Here is a 22403-nt window from a genome sequence, read left to right as displayed (position 1 = left end):
CCTCAGCCGAGTTCGGCCAGGCGGTGATCGAGCCGCGAGAGCATGGCCTCAACTTCGGCCACGGCCGGGGCGGGCAGGGCGGCGCCGGGTTTGCGCATGGCGGCAGAGGCAATGGCGCCGCGTTTGGCCAGCACGTACTTGCGCACGGCGAGGCCCAGGCCCGGCTGCTGCTCGTATCGCACCAGCGGCAGGTAGGCGTCGAAGAGGTCGCGGGCGCGGCCCATGTCGCCCTTGAAGGACAGCGCCACCACGTCGCGCATCATCTCGGGGAAACCGAAGCCCGTCATGGCGCCATCGGCGCCACGGCCCATCTCCTCTGGCAGGAACATGCCACCGTTGCCGCAGAGGATCGAGACGCGGCGCGCGCCTTCTGCCTCGGCCTTGCGCAGGGCGGAGACCTTGGCCAGGCCGGGCCAGTCCTCGTGCTTGAGCACGGCGATGGAGGGGTGATCGGCGTAGATCCTCAGCATCGTGCCGGTGGAGATATGGACGCCAGTGGAGAGCGGAAAATCCTGCAGGACCAGAGGGATATCCGTGCCAATGGCCTCGACCACCTGGGCATAATAGGCCTCGATCTGTTCTCCGGTCTTGAGCGAGCCGGGCGGCGCCACCATGACGCCCCCGGCGCCGGCATCCATGACCGCTGCAGAGAGATCGCGGATGGCAGCCAGGCCGGGCGCGGAGACGCCGACGACTACCGGCTTGCCACCCATGCGCGCCAGTGTGGCGCGGGTGATCATCAGGGCCTCGTCCGGCGTCAGCTTGGGAGCCTCGCCCATCATTCCGAGGATCGTCAGACCGTCGGCGCCCTTTTCGAGGTAGAAATCCGTCACGCTGTCGATCGAGCTGCGGTCGATCTCGCCCGTTTCGGTGAAGGGGGTGACGGCGATCACGAAGACGCCCTTGCTGGAAGAGGTGATGAGGGTCATGAGGCGGACTTTCTGAGGGGCAAGACGCCGCCCGGAGCGAACCGGACGGCGACGTATGTTCCGAAGGCGGGCAGGGGTTACTGACCGACGACGTAGATGATGTCCTCGGCCGAGGGCTTGTTGGTCAGCGGGGTGACCTGATCGACGATGTCGATGTTGTGGGCGACCCGGTCGAGATCGAAGGCATAGCCGTTCGCCTCGAAGGTATCGTTGTCGAAGGCGAAGCTGAGCGAGTTCGGCACCATGGCCTCCTGGCTGTCGCGCATCATGCCGTCTACATCGGCGACAATGGCATCGATGGCGGCCTCGGGGTCGGCGCGGGCGGCGTCATAGGTGCATTGCACGGCCTTGGCGAAACGGTCGATCAGGTCCGGGTTGCTCTCGATCAGCGCGTCGGAGGTGAAGACGGAGGCATTGTAGATGTCGAGGGCGTCGCCGTAGTAGACCGGCCGCACGGATTTGCCGGCATTCCGGGCAACCGCATTGATGCCGACGACGGAGGTCACGTAGCTTGCAAGGGAGTCGATCTTGCCCTGCAGAAGAAGGCCGTTCAGAGCCGAACCCTCGGCCGTCACTTCCTCGACCTTGGAGTAGTCTCCGCCCTCGAGCTGCATGCCGAGCGGCAGAAATGTCATGGCCGCATTCCCGACGGAGGAGCCCACCGTATGACCCTCGAGGTCCTTCAACTCCTTGATCGGGCTGTCATCGAGAACGGCGATGGCCATGGGAGATTCCTGGACGATGGGCACGATGGCCTTCACCGGTGCGCCGGTTTCGGAGACGATTCCGATGATGGTGCCGAGGTCGGTGACGGAGAAGTCGGCCACGCCCGTGGCGACCTTGGTGACGGCATCGGAGGCGCCGTAGCCGCGCGAGATGGTCACGTCGATCCCCTGATCGGTGAAACAGCCGTTGTCCTTGCCCAGGTAGTAGGCGGCGGAAATGCCACCCGGGGTCCAGTCGAGCTGAAAGTCGACCTGGTCATTGGCCAGGGCAGGGGCAGCGACGGAAACGGCGAGTGCGGACACGACGGCGGTGGCAGGCGTGAGGCGCGGGCGGCACGTCCGATTCTTGATCATGGGGAACTCCTGTTGGTATGTGGTTTGTTATTGGCATACCATTAGAATACCGATAGCATGGCGTCCAGAAAATATATGTGGGCGATGCAGGCTTCCCGGCCCCGCCCCGCGAGAAAGCAAGCAGAGAGGAAAAAACATGCAAATGGATCGGGTCTTCGAGGTGCTGACTGGGCGTCAGGACGAGATGGTGGCACTGCGCCGCGACATCCACATGCATCCCGAGACCAGCTATGAAGAGCATCGCACCTCGGCACTGGTGATGGAAAAGCTGGCCGAGTGGGGCATCGAGGCGCACCAGGGCCTTGCTGGTACGGGCGTGGTGGCGGTGATCAAGGGCAGCAAGCCCGGCAACCGTTCGATCGGATTGCGCGCGGACATGGACGCCCTGAACATGACCGAGACGAACACCTTCGGGCACAAATCGACCATCCCGGGCAAGTTCCATGGCTGCGGCCATGACGGGCATACGACGATGCTGCTGAATGCGGCGCGGTACCTGAGCGAGAACCCCGATTTCGGCGGCACGGTGCATTGCATCTTTCAGCCCGCCGAAGAGGGAGGCGCAGGCGGGCAGAGAATGATCGAGGAGGGGCTCTTTGATCAATTCCCCTGCGATTCCGTCTATTCGCTCCACAACAAGCCGGGGCTTGCGGTCGGCAAGTTCATCACGCGCGTGGGCGGACAGCTGGCCTGTGCCGACCAGTGGCAAGTGACGTTCCATGGCACCGGAGGCCATGCGGGCGCGCCGGAGAAGTCGGTCGACTTGATGACCGCGCTGGCGCATTTCATCCTCGGTATCCAGGGGATCGTGGCGCGCAACATCGTGGCACAGGAGAGCGCGGTTCTGACCATCGGCATGATCGAGGCCGGTACCAGCCACAACGTGATGCCTTCCAAGATCGTGGTGACCGGCACCGCGCGCTGCCACAATTTCGACATCCGCGCCCTGTTGCAGAAACGCCTGCGCGAGGTTGCCGACAGCGCGGCCTCGATGTGCCTCGGCACAGCGACGGTTGTCTATGAAGAGGGCTACCCGCCGCTGGTCAACTCCGCGGAGGAAACCGCCAAGGCGGTCTCGGCGGCCTCGGCGCTGGCGGGTGCGGAAAATGTCGATCCGAACAGCCCGCCGATCAACGCCGCAGACGATTTCGCCTACATGGCCATCGCGCGGCCTGGGTGCAACGTGATGATGGGCAACGGCGACGGCCCCGAGTGGAAGAACAACCACATGCCGGATTACGATTTCAACGACGAGATAATCCCCTGGGGCTCGGCCTACTGGATCTCGGTTGTGAACCAGGAGCTTGGCGAGGGCCAGGTGGCGCAGGACGCAGCGGCCTGATCAGTGTCAGGGTGGGAATAGAAGGGAAAGGCCGGCGGAACCGCCGGCCTTTTGCATCAAATCAGCAGATCGAGTGTTCCGGCCTCGTGCCGGATGACCGGCGCATCGCTGCCCCATTGCAAAACGCCGATGCCTGCCGCGCCGGTAGCCCCCTCGATCCTGATCGAGCCGCCACCACTGCGGAGAACAAGGGCGTCGCCGTTCCATTCCGAAGTCCATTCATCGCCAGCGTCGAACTGAATGGCGAGCGTGGCGCTGGCTGCGACGGTGACGACGTCGTTGCCAGCGCCTTGCGAGTAATGGAGCGCCACGGTGCCGCCGCCGATTGCGATCAGGTCATCGCCTGTGCCGGCCCGCACCGAAATTTCCTCTTCGAGGGAGACGGAGAGGCTGTCGTTGCCGGCACCCAGATCAATGTCGGGTGCATTTGTCTGGACCGAAGCCAAGCGGTCGCTCAGTCCGGCATCGGCTGCGGGCGCGGCAATGCCCCTGGCCCAGTCGTACATTGACGAAGCACCGAGAACCGCGCTGACCGTGACACTGTCGTTTCCTGCTCCGGCGTAGACGCCAGTGACCGCTCCAGCGCTGATTGCGATGCTGTCTGCGCCATCACCGGAGTAGACCGACCTGAGTATCTCTGCCCGCAACGCGAGGGCATCGCTCCCGGCCCCGGTATAGATGCATTCGATCATCTCGGCGCTGAGCGCGAGGGCGTCATTGTCCGAAGCAGAGGCGCGGCCCATTCCTGGCCCGCGGGACTGTCCGGTGCAGATGTTCGAAATGGTATCCGCCTCGATGGCGAGGGCCTCGCTGCCGCCACCGGTCGTCACGTCATCGACGGCCTCGGCCCGCAGGGTGACTGAAGCATCCCCATTGCCGATGCGAAGTGACCGGGTGCCGGATGAATTCGCAGCGATAAGTGTGCCCCCGATACCGCCGTTGCGCAGGCGGTTGAGCGCGCGGTGCATGTCGTTGAAACTGCCTTGCCGGTGGGCTCGGGCCCGGGCGCTCATCCCTCGTCGACGCCCGCGCCTGGATGCGCGCACCTCGGTCACCCTTTCTTCTGTCGTGGCAATCTCCCGAAGCCTTTCCCGCAGGGAAGCGGCATCCGGGAGAGCGGAGCCAAAGGCCGTGACGGTTGCCTGTGCGCCAATCAGGGGCAGTGACATGCTCGCACTGTACGCTGACATCTGGACGCTCTTTCGTTGGCGAACAGACACTGGCACAGGGCGGCTCCGAAATGTCAAGCCGGGGCCACGAAACGCCCCGGCTTTGTCGAAATTGCGGTCGGCTGCTGGTTCACTCGCCCACGTCGGACTTGATCGACCAGCCGAAGAAGCCGCGGTGGATCCAGTTCACCGCCTCGTAGAGGACCACCGAAACGATGGCGAGCATCACTACGCAGGCGGTGGCAGTCGGAATGGCGAACTGGGCCGTGGAAGAGGTGACGAGAAAGCCCAGCCCCTTGTTTGCATTGACGAACTCGGCCACCACCGCCCCGACGACAGCGACTGTCACGCCGATGCGCAGGCCGCTGAAGATGAAGGAGACGGCATGAGGCAGGCGGACCGTCAGGATCTCCTGCATGGTCGAGGCGCCGGCGACTCGCGCCAGATCGAGCATCTCGGCGGGCGTGTCCATCATGCCAGCGGCGGTGGCCACCATGATCGGGAAGAAGCAGGTGAGCGTGACGATGATCAATCGCGTGGTCATGTCGGTGCCGAAGATCACCACGAGGATCGGCGCGATTGCAATGATCGGGATGGCGTTGAGGAAGACGATCAGCGGATAGATGGCTTCGGAGACGGTGCGGTTGACGGAGACCACGATGCCCAGCGGAATGCCCACGCAGCAGGCGCAGAGAAAACCGATGAGGATGGTCTTTACCGTCTCGCCGGTATTGGTGAGCATGGTCATCCCGAGCCTTTGCCCGCCCTCGAAGATATCCAGCGGAGACGGTAGCAGGTAGACGGGGATATCCATCATATCACTGGCCAGCTGCCAGATGCCGAGGAAGGCCAGGAAGGTTATCACGGGAAGGAGTATCTTGCGCAGGGTGGGGTTCATTTGCGGCGCTCCGATGCGATGCGGGGGCCGAAGATGTCGTCCCGGATGCGTTGCGAGTAGCTGTGGAATTGTGACAGCGCGGTGGTTTCCGGGCCGCGGGGGCGGGGCAGGTCGATGTCGATCAGGTCCTGAAGCCGGCCGGGACGGGCGGACATGACGGCGACCCGGTCAGACAGCAGCACGGCCTCAGAGATCGAGTGGGTGACCAGGAGGATGGTCTTTTTCGTGCGGGCGTGGATGTCGAGCAGGTCGAGCTGAAGATCCTCGCGGGTGAGGGCATCGAGCGCGCCGAAGGGTTCGTCCATCAGAAGGATCTTCGGATCGAGGATCAGGCTGCGGGCGATGGAGGCGCGCTGTTGCATGCCGCCGGAGAGCTCGTGCGGCATGCGCGCGGACATTTCCTCGAGTCCCACAAGCTCGAGCAGTTCCATGGCGCGCTCACGGTCGGCCTTGTCGGCGCGGCCCTTGAGCACGCGAGCCGGGTAGAGCACGTTGTCGAGAACGGTCTTCCAGGGCAGCAGCGTGGGACGCTGAAAGACGATGGCCACTTCGGAGAAGCCCTGACGTGTCCTGCCGCCTCCGATCCAGAAATCGCCCGACGTGGGCTTTTGAAGCCCCGCGAGGATGCGCAGCACGGTGGACTTGCCGCAGCCTGAGGGCCCCACGAGAGAGATGATTTCCTCCCGGTAGATAGTGAGGTTGAGATCCTCGACCGCGACGAGCTGGCCGCCCTTGCGGCTCTCGAAGGTCACGCCGGCATGCGCCAGTTCGATGATCGCCTCGGGGCGCTCGCTGCGTGGCGCTTCGGCCTGAAGGGCGAGGTCGGGCGGGGCATGATACATTGAGGGAGCTCCCTGTCTTCTTGGTGCCTGCCGTCAGGAGAGCCGCGGCGGGCGGAGTGTTTTCACTACGGCATACCAAAGGTGCACCAATTGCCAGCGCGAAACTGATCTGGGTGAAAAAGGTATTGTCACCTGCCTGAAATATGGGCGGACGAGTGATGTTTTGAGCGCCGCCGATGCGCCGTTCGGGGCAACATCTTGCCAGGTGGTGGCTAGATGGTATGCCAAATGAGTACCAAAATAAACGAGAGGAGCGAGGAATGCCGACAATGCTGATTTCCGGCGCCAACCGGGGAATCGGGCTGGAGCTTGCAAGGCAGTTCAGCACCGCTGGCTGGGACGTGATCGGGACGGCCCGGCGCCCGGAGGAGGCCACTGACCTGGCGGCCCTGGGCGCGCGCGTGCTGCCGCTCGAGGTGACCGTTCAGGCTTCGATCGACGCGCTGGCGGCCAGGTTGAAGAACATGCCGATCGACGTGCTGGTTGCCAACGCCGGGATTGCCATCAACCTGACGGCAGGCCCGGCAGAGGTGCAGCGCGATGAGTTTCGCAAGGTTGTGCGGACGAACACCTGGGCGCCTCTGGCGCTGGCTGTGGCAGTGAAGGAGAACCTGATGGCGGGCGAGCGAAAGATCTGTTGCGCCATGTCGAGCCTGATGTCCTCGGTCTCGGCCAATGACTGGGGTACGCAGTATTCCTATCGCGCATCGAAGACGGGATTGAACGCTGTCTGGAACGCGCTGTCGGAGGAATGGAAACCCGACGAGATTACCTGCACCCTATTGCGTCCGGGGATGGTCGCCACGGACATGACAAAGGGCAAGGGCATCGACGTCCGCGATTCCGTCGCCGGGATGAAAGCCGTGGTCGAAGGTCTGTCAATGGCCGATGCAGGCCGGATCATCGGCTATGACGGCCTTGATGTGCCGTGGTAATTTCTGAAAGGGGTCAATGACATGCCAACCGTTCTTATCACAGGTGCCAACAGCGGGATCGGCCTGGAATTTGCCAGGCAATATGCGGCGAAAGGCTGGGCGGTGATCGCACTCAATCGGACTTCCTTCAAACCGGCCGACTATGCGATGCTGGGCTACGACGTCACCGAGCTGCGCTATGACGCCGAACGGGACGAGACCGCCGCAGACGTGGCGCTGCGCCTGAAGGGCCGTCCGATCGACGTGGTGATCCTGAACGCCGGGATCAGCGAGGAGACCGAAGCGGCGCCCGAGGCGGTGACGCAGGAGAGCTTCGAGCGGACGATTATGGTGAACACCTATGCACCGCTTCACCTGGCTGCATTGTTGGAGGGGAACCTGAAGCTCGGCAGCGAGAAAACGCTGGTGGGGATCTCCAGCTATGCGGCGGCGACCGGAGAATATGCCGTGCCGCGACAGTTCGCCTATCGCGCCTCGAAGGCGGCCATGAACCAGATGTGGCGCAACCTGGCGGTGGAATGGAGGGACTGGGGCTGTACGGCAATCGCCTTGCGGCCGGGCCGCGTCAAGACGCGTATGACCGGATATCAGGGCGATCTGAGTGTCGAAGAGGCCGTTTCCGGGATGATCCGGGTGATCGACAGGGCGGGACCAGAGGCAAGCGGCAGCTTCATCTGGCACATGGAGGCCGAACCGGCCTGACCGCCCCCCCCCCCGAGCGGTTTCGGGCGGCCCCGGTCAGCGGGGCTGCCATCCCTTTGCTGTCTTGCGCAGGAGCGGTGTGCGGAAGGCCGCCTCGACGGGACAGTCGCCTGTACCTCCCTGCCATTTCTCGCCTTGCAGCATCGCGGCGCCGATCACGGTGGGGGTGAGCCCGGCCAGGGCCAACAGTTCCAGTACGGCGCGCATGGAGGTGCCGGTGGACAGTACGTCGTCGACCACCGCGACACGGCCCTGCAACAGCGGGGCCATGCGCGGATCGAGGTAGATGCGTTTGCCGGCCACCGGCGAGGTGATCGATGACATCGGCACCGAGAGACGATCCTCGTACCAGAACTTGCGGGATGTCCCGAGCGGAACCAGGCGGGAATGCCCGAGGCGGCGCGCCACGGCCTCGGCCAGCGGCAGGCCAAGGGTGGGCACGGCCACGATCACTTCGGGATCATAGGGGCGCAGGCGGTCCGCGACCTGGTCTGAAATGGCATCGAGCACCTCGAAACTGGCCTGGTTCAGGATCATCGAGGCAACGCCGCTTTCGCCATCGGCAAGGGTGCGGATGGGCAGCAGCAGCGTCTGATCACCGAGCGACGCGGCAAATGTTTCCTGGTCGGGCTGGACCCCGGGCGTGAGGTCATCGTGCAGCACCTGCCAGACATCGGTTCGCATGTGGGGTATCCTTTCTTCAGGCGCTGTTTCGGCTCTTGTATTCGGGCGCATGGTCCGTAGCTTGCGCAGCAATAGACGAGGACTGACGATCATGAAAGACACCGCCCTGATGGATCCCGAAACCCTGGCCGATCTGACGGCGCTGCGGCGCGACCTGCATGCGCACCCGGAGCTGGGGTTCGAGGAGATGCGCACCTCCGACATCGTGGCGGCGCGCCTGGAAGCGGCGAGTCTGGAGGTCACCAGGGGTCTGGGCGGGACTGGCGTTGTCGGAACATTGCGCAAGGGGGACGGCAACCGTGCGATCCTGCTGCGGGCGGACATGGATGCCCTGGCGATGGGCGAGGCGACGGGCCTCGATTATGCCTCGACCGTACCCGGCAAGATGCACGCCTGTGGCCATGACGGGCACACGACGATGCTGCTGGGCGCGGCAGAGGCGATGGCCGGACGGGAATTCTCTGGCACGGTGCATTTCGTGTTCCAGCCCGCCGAAGAGGGCCGGGGCGGTGGCGCGAAGATGGTCGAGGACGGATTTTTCGAGCAGTTTCCCGTTGATGCAGCCTATGGGCTGCACAACATGCCGGGGCTTGACCTGGGCGTGGTGGCAGCGGTCGAGGGGCCGCAGCTGGCCAGTTCGGATCACTGGCACGTGACTTTTCACGGGGTGGGCAGCCACGGGGCGAAGCCGCACCAGGGCCGAGACGCGGTGACGGCGGCGGCGTTGTTCCTTGGCCAGGTGCACGCCGTGGTGGCGCGCGAAGTGGATCCGCTGGAGGCGGCCGTTGTCTCAGCCTGTGCGCTCGAGGCCGGGGATTTCAACGCATTGAACGTGATCCCGGAGCAAGTGAGGATCGGTGGTACGGCGCGCGCCTATTCGCAGGCGGTGCGCGATCAGCTTGAAGAGGCGATCGGGCGACACGCGCGTGGCGTGGCGGCGGGCTTTGGCATCGAGGTGGACTATGCCTTCACCCGCCGCATCCCGCCGGTGGTGAACGCGGGCACGCCGACCGAGGTTGCGCAACGTGCGGCGGCAAGGGTGCTGGGCGAGGAGAGGATGCGCACGACCTTTCCGCCTTCGACCGCAGGGGACGATTTCGCGGAGTTCGGCTCGCGGGTGCCTGGCTGCTATGTCTGGCTCGGCATGGGGGAGATGCGGAAAAACGGCCAGCATCACAACACTAACTATGATTTCAACGATGCCTGCATTCCCCACGGCGTGGCCTTCTGGTGTGCGGTGGTGGAAGAGGAACTGACGTAGCAAGAAGGGGCGCCAACCGGCGCCCCTTTCGCTTACTTGCCTTGCTTGGCCAGGCCATCGATGATCCGCGCCCAGCTGCGCATGCCGCCCTGGAAGGAAGACAGATCGTATTTCTCGTTCGGGCTGTGGATGCGGTTGTCGAAGCGCCCGAAACCGACCAGCAGGGCATCGACGCCCAGCGTGTCCTTGAGCGCGCCGATGATCGGGATGGAACCGCCGGTGCCGCAGGTGGTGGACTGGCCCCATTCGTCCTTGAGCGCCGCGAGTGTGGGGGCGAGGAAGGCGTTGGTTTCGTCCATGGCCCAGGCGGAGGCAAGGCCGTGATCGGCGAATTCCACAGTGCAATCTGCGGGCAGGCGCGCGCGGATGTGTTCCTGGAAACTGGCGCGGATCGCTTCCGGGTCCTGACCCGCGACGAGGCGGAAGGATACCTTGGCATGGGCCTTGCAGGGGATCACGGTCTTGAAGCCCTCGGACATGTAGCCGCCCCAGATGCCATGGATCTCGCAGGAGGGACGCGCCCAGACCTGTTCCAGCACGGAGTAGCCCTCTTCGCCGGCCGGCACCGAAAGGCCGACGTTGGTGAGAAAGCCTTCCTGGTCAAAGGGCAGCGAGGTCCAGTCGGCATCGAGCGGGGTGATGCCGTCGTAGAAGCCGGGCACGGCCACGCCGCCGGTCTCGGTGCGGAGCGAGGCGAGCACGTCGGCCATGACCGTCAGCGCATTGGCGGCGGCATTGCCGAACATCCCGGAATGCAGGTCGCGGTCACCGGCGGTCACGGTCAGTTCCTGGCCGACGAAGCCACGGAACATCGTGGTCACGGCGGGAGTGTCGCGGTCCCACATGTCGGTGTCGCAGACGAGAACGACGTCGCAGGCAAGCTCGGACGCGGCCGTTTCGAGGAAGCCGGGCAGCGAACGCGAGCCGCTTTCTTCCTCGCCCTCGAAAAGGAAACTGACGCGGATCGGCAGGGTACCGTTGACTTCGATCCAGGCGCGGCAGGCTTCGACGAAGGTCATCAGCGCGCCCTTGTCGTCCGACGCGCCGCGCCCGGTGATTTCCTTGTCGTGGCCGACGTCCTTCAGGAAGGGTTCGAAAGGATCGGAGTTCCAAAGCTCCAGCGGATCCGCCGGCTGGACGTCGTAGTGACCGTAGAAGAGGACGTGCGGTGCATCCTCGGGGCCGGGCAGGTGGCCGACGACCATCGGGTGGCCGATGGTCTCATGCACCTTTGCCTCGGCGCCCATGTCTCGGAGTGTTTCGGCGAGCCATGCGGCACAGCGGGCCACCTCTGGCGCATAGGCCGGGTCGGTGGAGACGGAGGGGATGCGGATCAGATCGAAGAGACGCGCCAGCCGCGCGTCCATGGTGGCGTCGATGTGATCGAGAATGGCTTGGGTCATGGTCTTCCCCGTTAGGTAGTCTGAAGGTGGGCGCGATCGATCTCGACGATGCGCGCCTTGAAGGTGCGGGCGACCTGCAGGGCATCGGCCAGCGCCTTGTCGGCGTCTACCGTGGTGCAGGCGCGGTCCTGCATCAGCCATTGCCCTGCGACCATCGTGCCCCGGACATCCGTGGGCATGGTGGCGAAGGTGAGCATCGAATAGATGTCGTAGATCGGGTGGAGCCGCGGATCGGCAAGAGAGATCCGGATCAGGTCTGCCTGCTTGCCCGGTTCAAGCGAGCCGATGCGGTCGGCCATGCCGAGCGTCGCGGCCCCTTCGATGGTGGCCATGCGTATCACGTCGGTGCAGGACATGGCGGCGCGGGTGCCGGCGGCAATCTTCTGGAACATGGCGCCGGGGCCGAACTGGCTGAAGAGATCCAGGGTATTGCCGGACATCGGCCCGTCGGTGGCAAAACCCACGTTCATGCCGCGCGAGCGCAGGGCGTTCACCGGAGCGATGCCGCGCCCGGCCTTGCCGTTGGACCGCGCGTTATAGGCCACGTTCACGCCACGCTCGGCCATCAGGTCCATGTCAGCCTCGGTGGGGTACATGCAATGCGCGGCCACGAGTGCGGGCGAGAGCAGGCCGGCACGGTCGCTGACTTCGACCGTGGTGCAGCCGTGGGTATCTGCGGCCCATTTCAGCTCGGGTTTCGTCTCGGCCAGGTGCATCTGGACCGGCAGGCCAGGATGCGCGGCGGACCATTCGGCAACGCGGGCCATTACTTCGAGCCCGGTGGAATAGGGCGCGTGCGGCGCGGCGGAAGCCGTGACGAGAGGATGGTGGCGATAGAGGTCGGCAAGGGCATCGAGCCGGGCAAAGCCCTCGTCCATCGTGTCGTGGTCGGGGGCGTCGAAATCGGCCAGTGTCTGGCCCACGATGCCACGCATGCCGCTCTCTTCGATGACGGCACCGATGCGATCCTCGAAGTAGTACATGTCAGCGACAGTGGTGACGCCGCCGCGGATCATTTCGAGTGCGGAGAGACGGGCGCCCACTTCGACCACTTCTGCGGTCACGAGCGCACGTTCAAGCGGCAGAATGTAGCGGAAGAGACGGTCGTCCACGTCCTCTCCAAGACCGCGGAAGAGCGACATGGACATGTGGCAGTGCGGGTTGACCATGCCGGGCATGATCAGGTCGCCGGCCATGTCCTGAACCGGGCCGAGATCGGCGGGGGCCTCGCCCTCGCCAAGGCTGACGATGCGGTCTCCGTCAAGGGCGACCCAGCCGCATTCGATCTCGGTCAGGCCCGCATCCATGGTCAGGATACGGGCGTTGCCCAGGACAATCCTTGTGGCGGTGCTCATGCTTCGGCCGGCAGCAGGCAGCACTGCTCGGGCCGGGGGATGAGGTTGACGTTCAGCCCGGCGTCGTAGGGAGCAGAGAGAGGACCGTTGGCCTTTACTTCGCCGGCGGGCGTCGTGCACTGATACTGGTAAGCACGGCCGAGGTAGGTACGCAGGCCCAGCGTGGCCGGAATGCCCCATTCAGAGGTCGAGACCTCGAGCCCCTCGGGACGCGTGGCAAGGATGAAGTTCTTCGCCGGCACGGTGAACTGCGATTTCGGAAAATCGAGCGTGGCGCCGCCGGCCATTTCGGCGCGTACGGCATCACCGGCTTCGGAGATGACCGTCATCGGGATCATGTTCTCGAAGCCCACGAAATCGGCCACGAAGGCGTTTGCCGGACGGGAATAGAGAACCTCCGGCGCATCGAGCTGCATGATGCGGCCGGCGTTCATGATCGCCACGCGGTCGGAGATGCTGAATGCTTCTTCCTGATCGTGGGTGACGTAGAGCGCGGTGGTGCCGTTGGCCTGTTGCAGGCGGCGGATCTCGACGCGCATGTCCACGCGCAGCTTGGCGTCCAGGTTCGAGAGCGGTTCATCGAACATCAGCAGCGGGGGTTCGATCACAAGCGCCCGAGCCAGGGCCACGCGCTGGCGCTGCCCGCCGGAGAGGTTGGCTGGATAGCGTTCGGCGAGATGCGCGAGGCCCACGCGCTCGATCATGTCGTCGGCGCGCCGGTTGCGTTCGGACTTGCCGATGCCGCGCTGTTTCAGCCCGAAGGCGACGTTGTCGCGTACGCTCAGGTGCGGAAAGAGGGCATAGGTCTGGAACACAAGGCCGATGTCGCGGCTGTGGGCGGGCAGGCGGGTCAGGTCCCGCTCACCCAGTTTGATCGCGCCGGAGGTCGGCTCGAGAAAGCCGGCCACGAGGCGCAGGGTGGTCGTCTTGCCGCAGCCCGAGGAGCCCAGCAGCGAGACAAGCTCGCCCTCGGCAATATGCAGCGACAGATCCTCTAGGACCTTGGTGTCGCCGTAATGGGCGGTGACGTTTTCGATAGAGAGAGAGACGGTCATGATTTCAGCCCATCATTTTGTCAGGAAGGTCAGGCCAAGGGTGCGTTCGATGATGGCCATAACGCCAACGGTCACGAACATCAGCAGCACGGAAACGGCAGCGATGGTCGGGTCAAAGAACTGCTCCATATGGGCCAGAAGCTGGATCGGGAGGGTGGAGATGCCGGGGCCGGTCAGGAAGATCGACACCGAAACATCGTTGAGCGAGGTGATGAAGGCCAGGATGAAACCGGCGATGATGCCGGGCTTCACGTTGGGCAGCACGACGGTAAAGAAGCTCTTCCAGCGCGGGCTGCCGAGAGAGACGGCCGCATCCTCGACCGAGAAGTCGAAGGCGTTGAGCGAGGCGCCCACCACGCGGACGCAGTAGGGCAGCACAATGAGTGCGTGCCCCACCAGAAGCGCCGGCATGATCGGCATTCCGAAACCCGTGGCGAGCGACTTCATCAGCGAGAAGCCAAGCACGATTTCAGGGATAAGGATCGGCAGCACGAAGATGTTGCCTAGGAAGCGCGGCAGCTCGACCCGGTAGCGTGCCATGGCATAGGCGGCTGGAATCCCGATCAGCATCGAGATCGCCGTGCCGCCCACCGCCAGGATCAGCGAAGTCACGAAGGTGCGGCGGAAAGCCGAGATGTCGAAGGCGTTCTGATACCAGTGCAGGGTCAGCCCCTGGGGCGGGAAGGTCAGGTAGCTGGTGTCCGAGAGCGAGGCGCCGATGATGATCACCAGTGGCCCGATCAGGAAGAAGAATGTGAGGACCGCAAAGGCGATCAGAAGGGGATGTGTCTTGCGTTGCATGGTCTTACCCCGCCACCGGGTTGAGTTTGCGCGCCAGTTTCGACATCAGCAGGACGGTCGTCAGCGTGACGATCACCATGATGACGGCGATGGTCGAAGCCGCGACCCAGTCGAAGCGGACCATGGCGTTTTGATAGAGGAAGGTACCCATCGTCATCTGCTGCTCGCCGCCGAGGAGTTGTGGCGTGGCATAGGATGTGAACGAGCCGGTGAAGACCAGCACGGCCCCCACGATCAGGCCGGGCACTGCCATTGGCAGCACGACCTGGCGGAAGGTGGCGGCAGGTGTGGCGCCCAGGGATGAGGCGGCATAGGTCAGATCCTGTGGGATACCCTCCAGGACGCCGACGAGCGTGAGGATCATCAGGGGCACGAAAAGATAGATCATTGCGACGATCACTGAGCCCTCGGTGTAGAGCATCGACAGGGGTTCGGAGATGACGCCTATGTTCAGCAGGAAAGTGTTCAGGATGCCGTTCTTGCCCAGGATAACCAGCCAGGCGAAGGAGCGCACGACAACACCGGTCAGCAGCGGAAAGACAGCGGCGATGATCAGGACGCTCTTCATGCGGCTGGGGGCCTTAGCAACGACCCAAGCGGTAACGAAGCCTACGGCGACCGACACGATGGTGGTGATCAGCGCGATCTGCATCGTCCGCCAAAGGACGGTCATCCGGAACTTGGAATTGAAGAACTTGGCATAGGGAACGAAAGGGCCCTTGGGGTCGCCGAATGTGGTCGCAAAGGTCGACAGAACCGGCAACCCGAGGAAGAGAAAGACCATTAACAGGGCCGGTGTGGCGATAAGCCAGGCACGCAGACGGGGAGACATGGCTGTGTCCTTGCGAGTTTGTAGTCTGGGAAAAGGAAATCCGGGGCGGCCTTTCGAGCCGCCCCGGATGGTGTCAGTGCCGGCAGATCACATGCCGAAGATTTCGTTCCAGCGGTCGATCCAGTCGGACTTGTGCTCGTTGAGCTTTGCATAGTCCATCCGGTTCAGTGCAGCGATCGCCTCGGGGCCGTAGGTCCAGAGGGAGGCCTGTTCCGGCGTCAGCTCGACCTTGGTGTTGACGGGGGCGTCGACGCCCTGTTCGGCTTCCACCTGCTGGATGTCCTGCGACAGCAGGAAGTTGATGAACTTGTACGCCAGCTCGGGGTTTGCGGCGCCAGTGGGGATGTTCACGGTGTTCAGCGTCGCGATGTCGCCATCGCTCAGATCGGCCCAGACCATCGAGGGCACGGCGTCCTGCATGGACTTCAGGGTGAAGTCCTGTGCCACGGTCACGTTGGCCTCGCCGGTGGAGATGAGGTTTACCATCTCGGAGCCGGTGTTGTAGTTCTTGACCACGTTGGGCTTGATGGCTTCGATTGCATCGAACGCGCCATCCTCGTCCTCGTAGGCGTCAACACCGGCGTGCTTGCCGGCCTGCATGACGACCATCGGGCCGGCGGTGGTGGTGATGCCGGGCAGGCTGACCGAACCAGCCAAATCTTCACGCCACAGGTCGTTCCACGAGGTGATCGGCTCGACGGCTTCGCTGTCGTAGACGATACCGACGCGGCCCACGGTGTAGGCAGGGCCATAGCCACCCTGAGGGTCCTGCGCGATGTCATAGAGGTCTTCGACATTGGGGATCTTGGAGCGGTCGATCTTCTGGAAGAGACCGGATTCGATGCCCAGCTGCGAGTAGCCGTCGGTCAGGAAGATGACATCGACGCCCTTGCCGCCGCGTGCCTGCAGCTTTCCGAGGCGGTCTGCGTTGTTGCCGGTTTCGAAGATGACTTCGCAATCGCAGATCTTTTCGAAGGGCTCGATGATGTTCGCCTGCAGCTTGTCGCCGTTGTACCCCCACCAGGAGATGGTGAAGGTTTCCGCTTGTGCGGTTGCAGCCGAGGCCATCAGGGCCAGGGCGGACACAGATACCAGTTTTTTCATTGCGGGTTCCCTGTTGAAGAAAAGGCCAGTCTACCCGGAATCGGGCGAACTGAGTCAGATAAGTGACAAGTCACGCATAGTCCGCACAACCGAAAAGCCAAGCCGCCCCCCGGCGCGTGCCGGCGCTTCTCTGACCATTTGCATACAAATTAGTCAAGCCGACAGTTCAATTCAGAAACTCTGAATTGGTTAACGAATTATTCTTGCGGGGAAACTATGCTCGTTTGCCGATTCTGACCTTCTGTCCATCTTGCTGGATGTGCGTTCGAGGCAGAACTTGGTCAAAGATGGCGGCAGCAGCCGCGACACATATCCTGATGGCCGAAGAAAAACCCACCGGTCCAGAGGACACGGTGGGTTTGACAATCACGCGGCCCGCTGGCCAGAAAGTTGCTGAGGCAAGAGCCTTTCCAGCGTACGTTCCATCACGTCGACAGTGATCATCGTCTGGTGATCGACCTCGATGTTGATGTGGTCGCCCACCTTGTAGTTGCCAAAGGTCGTCTGGCGCAGGGTTTCCGGGATCAGGTAAATGGTGAAGATATCGCCATCGGCCTCAGCCACAGTAAGGCTGCAACCGTTCACAGCCAGAAAACCACGGGGAAAGACGTACTTGGCCCATTGCTCCGGCACGCGGAAGCGTATCTTGGCATCCTTTTCGCCGGTCGTAATCTCGACCAGCTCGGCGGTGCAGGAGACGTGGCCGGCAACCACATGGCCGCCATTCTCGTCGTTCATCTTTGCCGAACGCTCGATGTTGACGTGATCGCCCACATCGAAATGGCCGATGTTGGTGCGCTCCAGTGTCGCATCCATCGCGTCGAAGCTGACGGTGGTGCCGTTGATGGCAGTCGCGCTCATGCAGACGCCTTCGATGGCGACACTGCCGCCGATCTTCAGATCGGTGACAAGGTCCGGCGGGAACTCGATTTCGAGGGCAAGATGCCCCGGATTGCGGGTTGCCTTGGTGATTGGCACATGGGCTTGAACGATACCGGTGTACATTATGCGCCCTCTCCGAACCGTGTGGCCCGAGCGGGCAGGCGGGTGGTGCCGCTTGCAGTATTCGTAGTCATTTGGACGCTCCTTTCATACGTCAAAAGGGCGCTCCAGGGAACCACGGGCCCGCCCGGTCGGAGACTGGGCAGGGTCCGCGTCTTCTTTCATCCGGACTATGACCGTCGGTTCTGGATTCTGACCAGATCAGCTCGACCCTGAATCTTTCGACCCAGGCGCTCGCGGACTTGCAGCCGTGACCATGACGTGATCGGCCATGCTGCCTACCGCCGGTGGGGAATTCCACCCCGCCCCGAAGACATGTGAAACATATCCATCAAATCGGCAGAGGCAATGGGCCGCATGGCAGAAAGACAGGCCATCCGCGCACAGTTCATGTGAAGGGATGAAGAATGAGGCGCCGGCCGCACGGGTACAGCTTTTGCGTTAAATCAAACAAATATGAACCTTAACGAACATAATCGATCATGGTAAGGCGAGGTGACGACCGCCGGCCCGGTGGCGCGGATGACAGATGCAGAGGAGCAATGAAGATGACAAGTCTGAGAACCACGAACGTCTTTCCCGCGTTGGCGGCTGGTGCGGAGCCGCTCGACATGGCAACGGCGCCGGCGAACCCGCTGAGACTGCTGGAAAGATGGGTGGACCACATCCTGAAGATCGAGGCGGTCGAGCCAATGTTCGTGACCCTTGCGACCTCGGATCTGAAAGGGCATGTCTCCAGCCGAACGGTGCAGCTGCTGGCGGTGGAACAGGATACGACGCTCTTCACCACCAATTTCGGCAGCCGCAAGGGCATGGAAATGCTGGAAACCGGTCGTGCAGCGGTCTCGCTCTACTGGCGCGAAACCGCCCAGTCGGTGAATTTCTCTGGGTCCATCGAGATCGCAGCCGACGAGGAGAACGATCGCCGTTTCAACGAGGACACACGTGGCGTTCAGGCGGCGCGGACGGTTTCCTTTCATGGCAAGCCAATGCCGGACGAAGCCGCCCATCTTGCTGCGTTTCGTGAGCTGGCGGAAGGGGATGCCCCGATCCCGCGCCCTGACTACTGGAAATGGTACCGGATCCGCCCCGACGAGATGACATTCTGGGAAGGCCATCCAGAGGCGATGAACAGACGCATTCACTATCGTATGGAAGACGGACACTGGAGCCATGGAATGATCCAGGCTTAAGGAAAGCGGGCCGTTTAGGCGGCCCGTTCAGATTGCGGCGAGGGGCGGTTGCAAGTAACCTACCACCGGATCAACAGCCTTTCGCAGAGCGAAACCAGGCCGATCAGCACCAAAGACGAGATCGCCGAAACGAAGATCGCGACCCACATCTGATTGAGGTTCAGATAGGTGGTAGCCATGACAATCGTGGCGCCAATCCCCTTGGAAGTGCCCATGAATTCCGAGACGATCGAGCCGACCATGGCGGCGGTGATCGCGAGTTTTGCACCGGAGAAAAGGTAAGGTAGGCTGCCGGGCAAGCGCAGGCGATAGAAGATCTCGGTGCGCGAGGCGGACATGGCATTGAAGACGTCGAGGGTTTCCCTGTCGACTTTGCTGAGGCCGGCCATCGAGTTGATCAGCATCGGGAAGAAGGCGGCAAGGCCCGCGACGATGATATGCGGTACGGCATTGAAGCCGAACGCCACGATCAGTGCCGGAGAGATGGCGACGATCGGCGTGACATTCAGCAGGAGCGCCACGGGAATGATCCCGGCGCGCAGGAAGTCGAAGTAGATCATCAAGATCGACAGGAAAATCGCAATCACGCAACCGAATGCAAAGCCGATCAATGCCGCCTGGATGGTGATCCAGAGGTTGGAGAAGTAGAACTCCGGTCGCCCGGCGAACTCAAGTATGATGTCGCCAAACGGCGGCAGGATGCTCTTGAAGTTAAGCGCGATCCATTGCCAGCCGAGGAATAGTGCCCCGAACATCACGACAGGTGCGATCAGGCGCAGGATGTTCTGTCGCGTCACAACGCGGCTCATTCGTCGTGCTCCCAACCATCGCGCAGCACCTGCTTGACCTCCCGGACCTTGTCCTCGAAGGCACGGCTCTCGAGCACGTCGCGGGTGCGCGGGCGGGGCAGATCGATGTCGACGATGCTATGAATGCGGCCGGGCCTCGGGGTCATGACGACGACACGGTCGGAGAGCATCACCGCCTCGAAGGCCGAGTGGGTCACGAAAACCACAGTCTTGCGGTGCTTTTCCCAGACTTGCAGCAGGCGCAAGCGGATTGAATCCCGCGTAAGTTCGTCGAGGGCAGAGAAGGGTTCGTCCATCAGCATCAGGGGTGCCCCCTGCACGAAACCGCGGGCGATCGCCGCGCGTTGGCGCATGCCGCCGGAGAGTTGGGCGGGCCGGGCATCGGCAAAGTCACCCAGGCCGAGCTCGGCCAGCACCGTGTCTGGGTCTTCGCACTTGCGCTTGCTGCCGGGGTTTCGGTCTGCACGCCGATTGACGAATTCGGACAGAAGGACGTTGCGCCGGATGGACAGCCAGGGCAGTAGCGCAGAGCTCTGCGGGACCCATGCGATGTTCTTCAGGCGCGAGGCGTGAACCGGGCTGTCGCCGAAGAGGGAAATCTCGCCTTCGGTTTGCTTCTCGAGGCCCGCGATGATGCGCAGCAGGGTCGTCTTGCCACAGCCCGATGGCCCGAAGAGCGTGATGAACTCACCTTCGCGGAATGTCGTGTTCACGTCGACCAGCGCACGCACTTCGGTCTCGCCGCGCGTGAAGGTCTTCGAGATGTTGTGCATCACGATCATGGAGGATTGCTGCGGTTTCGCCTTTGGGGTCAGTCGGTCAAGCATACGAGGACCTTCCCGAAAAAGTCTCCGGATTCCAGTCGGGCCTCTGCCTTCAGGACATCGTCGAAACTCCACCGGCTGTCCAGCACAAGGTTCAGCTCGCCGCGCGCGTAAGTGTCGATGGTGTCAGCCATTTCCTCTCTGGAATAGCCGCCATGACCGATGATGCTCTTGCCCCAGTGAAACAGCGAGGTGTTCGTTATGGTCGAACTGTTGCCTGCCGTGGTGCCGGACATGATGACCCGCCCGCCGATGCGGAGTGCGTCGATGGCCTGTTGCAGGAAGGGGCCACCGACGTGATCCCACACCATGTCTGCGCCCGCGCCGCGCGTATGTGCGCGCACGGCCGCGACCCAGTCCTCTGCCTTGCGGTCGATCACGAGATCGGCCCTTTGCGCCTGCGGCAGGGCCCGGGCCTTCTCGGCCTTTTCGGCGCCGGCCACGAGGGTGATCACGTTGCAGCCCCGACTCTTGGCGATCTGGATCCCGGCCGCGCCGAGGCCCGAGCCTGCACCCGGCACGACGATGGTTTCACCTGCCTTGATCTGACCTGCGCCGAGCAATCCGTGCCAGGCGGTCACCGAAGCGACGGGAACACAGGCGAGCTCTTCGAGAGGGATCGCACAGTCGTTGACCACGTGGCAATTGCGGGCCGGCACCGCCACGTATTCTGCCAGCCCACCCTCTCGGCTGGAGCCGATGGTGCGCAGATCGCGACAAAACATCGGCATGTTCGCCTTGCAGAAATCACACGTCTGGCAGGTCACCACAGGGTCGAGCACCACAGGCTTGCCAATAAGGGCCTGGCCCGCGGCACCGCCCGCGTCGATGACCGTGCCTGCAACATCCATGCCGCCGATGTGGGGCAGGTGGAATGTTCCCACGACTGCTTCGTGACGTTGCAGGATATCGAGACGGTTCAGCGCAACGGCTGCTACCTTTACCAGAACCTCATCTTCCCCCGGCACGGGGGTCGGAATTTCGCGAAGATGGCGGACCTCAGGCCCGCCAAATGCTTCCTGTACCCAGGCTTTCATCGTGTCGCTCACTCACCCGGCCAAATCAGGTTGCCACTGTCGTCGTAAATGGCGTCGATATAGGCGGTGCTCATGGCGGTGTTGACGTCGGGCTCGGATTTCACCAGACCGTAACGCACCAGCATGTCGGCTTCCGGCTGCCATTGTTCGGCGCTCTGCATGCCGAAACCCATGCCCTCGGGCTGACTGCCGTCGATCAGGGACACTTCGGTCTGCCAGCGGGCCTTGCTGGACGGAATGTCATAGCCGGCGGTCGAGAGTTCGGCTGCCCAGCCGAGCGCCTGGTCAAGATTTGCCTCGTCCTCGTTCATCCAGTTCATGGCCTTGAAGGAGGCGCGCAGGAAATCCTCGATCGCGGTCGGATGGGCCTCTGCGAACTCGGTGTTTGCAATCTGGGTGTTGAAGGCAGACTTGATGCCGTAATCATTCGGGTCCCATTCGACGACATCATAGCCCTGGGCCTCGAGCGCGCGGGGCTCGTTCGACTTGTAGGCGCCCAGGCCTTCGACCTGGCCGTTGGGCAGGATCGTCGGGTCATAGCCAACGGAAACCCAGTTGATCGATTGCGGATCCACGCCGTTGTCCTGGAACATGGCTGAAAATTGCGGCGCTACCGCGCCCTTGTAGCCGACGGTCTTGCCGGAGAAATCCGCGAGGCTCTCGATGCCGCTGTCTGCCATGGTGATCAGTTCGATGGCGCCGACGTTGCCATATGTCGCAATGCCCACGATTTCGGCTCCGTTGTCGATGGCCACCATGGTGTCGGAGGGGCCACCGATGCCGGCGAGCTGGGCCGTGCCGGCCGAAACCAGCTGGGTATTGGTGCCACCGGGCTGGATCGTGACATCGAGGCATAGCTCGTCGAAGAGGCCAAGTTTGTCTGCAGCCAGGACATCGAGAATGCCGTGCGACGCGGCATAGGCGAAGGACGTCAGAAAGGTGATTTCGCCGGCATCCTTGTTGGCCTGGCAGCGTTCGTCGCTGATTGCCTGGGCCGAGGCCGGAACGGCGGTGAGTGGCAGCACGCCGGCAAGGGCGAGCGCAAGTCCGGTACGGGAGGCGGAAATTCGGGCGGTCATGAGGGCGGTCTCCTATTAACCCTGTTGAACTTTGTTATTCACCTGTCTGGCACGGTGTTTCTTGGTAC

At 63.0% G+C, this 22403-nt stretch carries 22 protein-coding genes and 1 riboswitch; of the genes, 5 read left to right on the top strand and 17 right to left on the bottom strand.

Annotated elements, in window-relative coordinates:
- Window positions 1-2: 2 nt before the first annotated feature.
- Both AC0WR5_RS10835 and AC0WR5_RS10830 read right to left on the bottom strand, forming a co-directional pair.
- Window positions 3-929 (bottom strand): dihydrodipicolinate synthase family protein, encoded by a 927-nt coding sequence (locus tag AC0WR5_RS10835; protein ID WP_475863051.1) that lies wholly within the window; start codon window positions 927-929, stop codon window positions 3-5.
- 77 nt (window positions 930-1006) lie between these two features.
- Complete coding sequence (locus tag AC0WR5_RS10830; protein ID WP_475863050.1) at window positions 1007-2008, bottom strand: ABC transporter substrate-binding protein; 1002 nt, start codon at window positions 2006-2008, stop codon at window positions 1007-1009.
- A 136-nt stretch (window positions 2009-2144) separates the two neighbouring features.
- Here AC0WR5_RS10830 and AC0WR5_RS10825 point away from each other — a divergent pair, with 136 nt between their 5' ends.
- Window positions 2145-3350, top strand: coding sequence for a M20 aminoacylase family protein (locus tag AC0WR5_RS10825; RefSeq protein ID WP_475863049.1), 1206 nt, complete (start codon window positions 2145-2147; stop codon window positions 3348-3350).
- A 56-nt stretch (window positions 3351-3406) separates the two neighbouring features.
- On the opposite strand, the gene AC0WR5_RS10820 is transcribed toward AC0WR5_RS10825, so the two are convergent.
- The 3 genes from AC0WR5_RS10820 to AC0WR5_RS10810 all read right to left on the bottom strand — a co-directional run bounded on the left by AC0WR5_RS10820 (window position 3407) and on the right by AC0WR5_RS10810 (window position 6259).
- On the bottom strand, window positions 3407-4519 hold the full coding sequence (locus AC0WR5_RS10820; RefSeq protein WP_475863048.1) for a hypothetical protein: 1113 nt from the start codon (window positions 4517-4519) through the stop codon (window positions 3407-3409).
- A 130-nt stretch (window positions 4520-4649) separates the two neighbouring features.
- Window positions 4650-5417 (bottom strand): ABC transporter permease, encoded by a 768-nt coding sequence (locus tag AC0WR5_RS10815; RefSeq protein WP_475863047.1) that lies wholly within the window; start codon window positions 5415-5417, stop codon window positions 4650-4652.
- Window positions 5414-6259, bottom strand: a complete 846-nt coding sequence (locus AC0WR5_RS10810) for an ABC transporter ATP-binding protein (RefSeq protein ID WP_475863046.1) — start codon at window positions 6257-6259, stop codon at window positions 5414-5416. The genes AC0WR5_RS10815 and AC0WR5_RS10810 overlap by 4 nt, the downstream gene beginning before the upstream one ends.
- 260 nt (window positions 6260-6519) lie before the next feature.
- Between AC0WR5_RS10810 and AC0WR5_RS10805 the strand changes: the two genes are divergently transcribed.
- Together AC0WR5_RS10805 and AC0WR5_RS10800 are read left to right on the top strand one after the other, a co-directional pair.
- Window positions 6520-7194 (top strand): SDR family oxidoreductase, encoded by a 675-nt coding sequence (locus AC0WR5_RS10805; RefSeq protein ID WP_475863045.1) that lies wholly within the window; start codon window positions 6520-6522, stop codon window positions 7192-7194.
- 21 nt (window positions 7195-7215) lie between these two features.
- Complete coding sequence (locus AC0WR5_RS10800) at window positions 7216-7896, top strand: SDR family NAD(P)-dependent oxidoreductase (RefSeq protein WP_475863044.1); 681 nt, start codon at window positions 7216-7218, stop codon at window positions 7894-7896.
- Between the two features lie 36 nt (window positions 7897-7932).
- On the opposite strand, the gene AC0WR5_RS10795 is transcribed toward AC0WR5_RS10800, so the two are convergent.
- Complete coding sequence (locus AC0WR5_RS10795; RefSeq protein WP_475863043.1) at window positions 7933-8580, bottom strand: phosphoribosyltransferase; 648 nt, start codon at window positions 8578-8580, stop codon at window positions 7933-7935.
- A gap of 91 nt (window positions 8581-8671) precedes the next feature.
- Here AC0WR5_RS10795 and AC0WR5_RS10790 point away from each other — a divergent pair, with 91 nt between their 5' ends.
- A complete protein-coding gene (locus AC0WR5_RS10790; protein ID WP_475863042.1) occupies window positions 8672-9841 on the top strand; it encodes an amidohydrolase in 1170 nt (389 codons plus the stop codon).
- Between the two features lie 32 nt (window positions 9842-9873).
- On the opposite strand, the gene AC0WR5_RS10785 is transcribed toward AC0WR5_RS10790, so the two are convergent.
- The 7 genes from AC0WR5_RS10785 to AC0WR5_RS10755 all read right to left on the bottom strand — a co-directional run bounded on the left by AC0WR5_RS10785 (window position 9874) and on the right by AC0WR5_RS10755 (window position 17396).
- The gene (locus AC0WR5_RS10785; protein ID WP_475863041.1) at window positions 9874-11244 is read right to left on the bottom strand and encodes a M20/M25/M40 family metallo-hydrolase; all 1371 of its coding nucleotides are present in this window, start codon (window positions 11242-11244) and stop codon (window positions 9874-9876) included.
- Between the two features lie 11 nt (window positions 11245-11255).
- A complete protein-coding gene (locus tag AC0WR5_RS10780) occupies window positions 11256-12599 on the bottom strand; it encodes an amidohydrolase family protein (protein WP_475863040.1) in 1344 nt (447 codons plus the stop codon).
- Window positions 12596-13654, bottom strand: coding sequence for an ABC transporter ATP-binding protein (locus tag AC0WR5_RS10775; RefSeq protein WP_475863039.1), 1059 nt, complete (start codon window positions 13652-13654; stop codon window positions 12596-12598). The genes AC0WR5_RS10780 and AC0WR5_RS10775 overlap by 4 nt, the downstream gene beginning before the upstream one ends.
- 12 nt (window positions 13655-13666) lie before the next feature.
- Window positions 13667-14455 (bottom strand): ABC transporter permease, encoded by a 789-nt coding sequence (locus tag AC0WR5_RS10770; protein WP_475863038.1) that lies wholly within the window; start codon window positions 14453-14455, stop codon window positions 13667-13669.
- A 4-nt stretch (window positions 14456-14459) separates the two neighbouring features.
- Window positions 14460-15239, bottom strand: coding sequence for an ABC transporter permease (locus tag AC0WR5_RS10765; RefSeq protein WP_475863037.1), 780 nt, complete (start codon window positions 15237-15239; stop codon window positions 14460-14462).
- A 135-nt stretch (window positions 15240-15374) separates the two neighbouring features.
- Window positions 15375-16391 (bottom strand): ABC transporter substrate-binding protein, encoded by a 1017-nt coding sequence (locus AC0WR5_RS10760; protein ID WP_475863036.1) that lies wholly within the window; start codon window positions 16389-16391, stop codon window positions 15375-15377.
- Window positions 16392-16757: 366 nt separating this feature from the next.
- Window positions 16758-17396, bottom strand: coding sequence for a riboflavin synthase subunit alpha (locus AC0WR5_RS10755; RefSeq protein ID WP_475863035.1), 639 nt, complete (start codon window positions 17394-17396; stop codon window positions 16758-16760).
- A 146-nt stretch (window positions 17397-17542) separates the two neighbouring features.
- Window positions 17543-17712, bottom strand: a riboswitch (FMN riboswitch).
- 229 nt (window positions 17713-17941) lie between these two features.
- On the opposite strand from AC0WR5_RS10755, the gene AC0WR5_RS10750 reads away from it, so the two are divergent.
- Window positions 17942-18586: a pyridoxine/pyridoxamine 5'-phosphate oxidase gene (locus AC0WR5_RS10750; RefSeq protein ID WP_475863034.1), complete on the top strand. Its 645-nt coding sequence runs from the start codon at window positions 17942-17944 to the stop codon at window positions 18584-18586.
- 59 nt (window positions 18587-18645) lie between these two features.
- Here the strand turns inward: AC0WR5_RS10750 and AC0WR5_RS10745 are convergent, their stop codons facing one another.
- The 4 genes from AC0WR5_RS10745 to AC0WR5_RS10730 are packed head-to-tail and all read right to left on the bottom strand — an operon-like array spanning window position 18646 to window position 22335.
- A complete protein-coding gene (locus tag AC0WR5_RS10745) occupies window positions 18646-19395 on the bottom strand; it encodes an ABC transporter permease (RefSeq protein ID WP_475863033.1) in 750 nt (249 codons plus the stop codon).
- A complete protein-coding gene (locus tag AC0WR5_RS10740) occupies window positions 19392-20222 on the bottom strand; it encodes an ABC transporter ATP-binding protein (protein ID WP_475863032.1) in 831 nt (276 codons plus the stop codon). Before AC0WR5_RS10740 ends, AC0WR5_RS10745 begins: the two co-directional genes overlap by 4 nt.
- Window positions 20207-21268 (bottom strand): zinc-binding dehydrogenase, encoded by a 1062-nt coding sequence (locus AC0WR5_RS10735; RefSeq protein WP_475863031.1) that lies wholly within the window; start codon window positions 21266-21268, stop codon window positions 20207-20209. Before AC0WR5_RS10735 ends, AC0WR5_RS10740 begins: the two co-directional genes overlap by 16 nt.
- A complete protein-coding gene (locus AC0WR5_RS10730; protein WP_475863030.1) occupies window positions 21265-22335 on the bottom strand; it encodes an ABC transporter substrate-binding protein in 1071 nt (356 codons plus the stop codon). Before AC0WR5_RS10730 ends, AC0WR5_RS10735 begins: the two co-directional genes overlap by 4 nt.
- Between the last annotated feature and the right edge of the window lie 68 nt (window positions 22336-22403).

Source organism: Pseudooceanicola sp. DL12, from assembly GCF_056270665.1.
The sequence above is the reverse complement of the archived record's forward strand: the minus strand, read 5'-3'. Positions and strand labels throughout refer to the sequence as shown.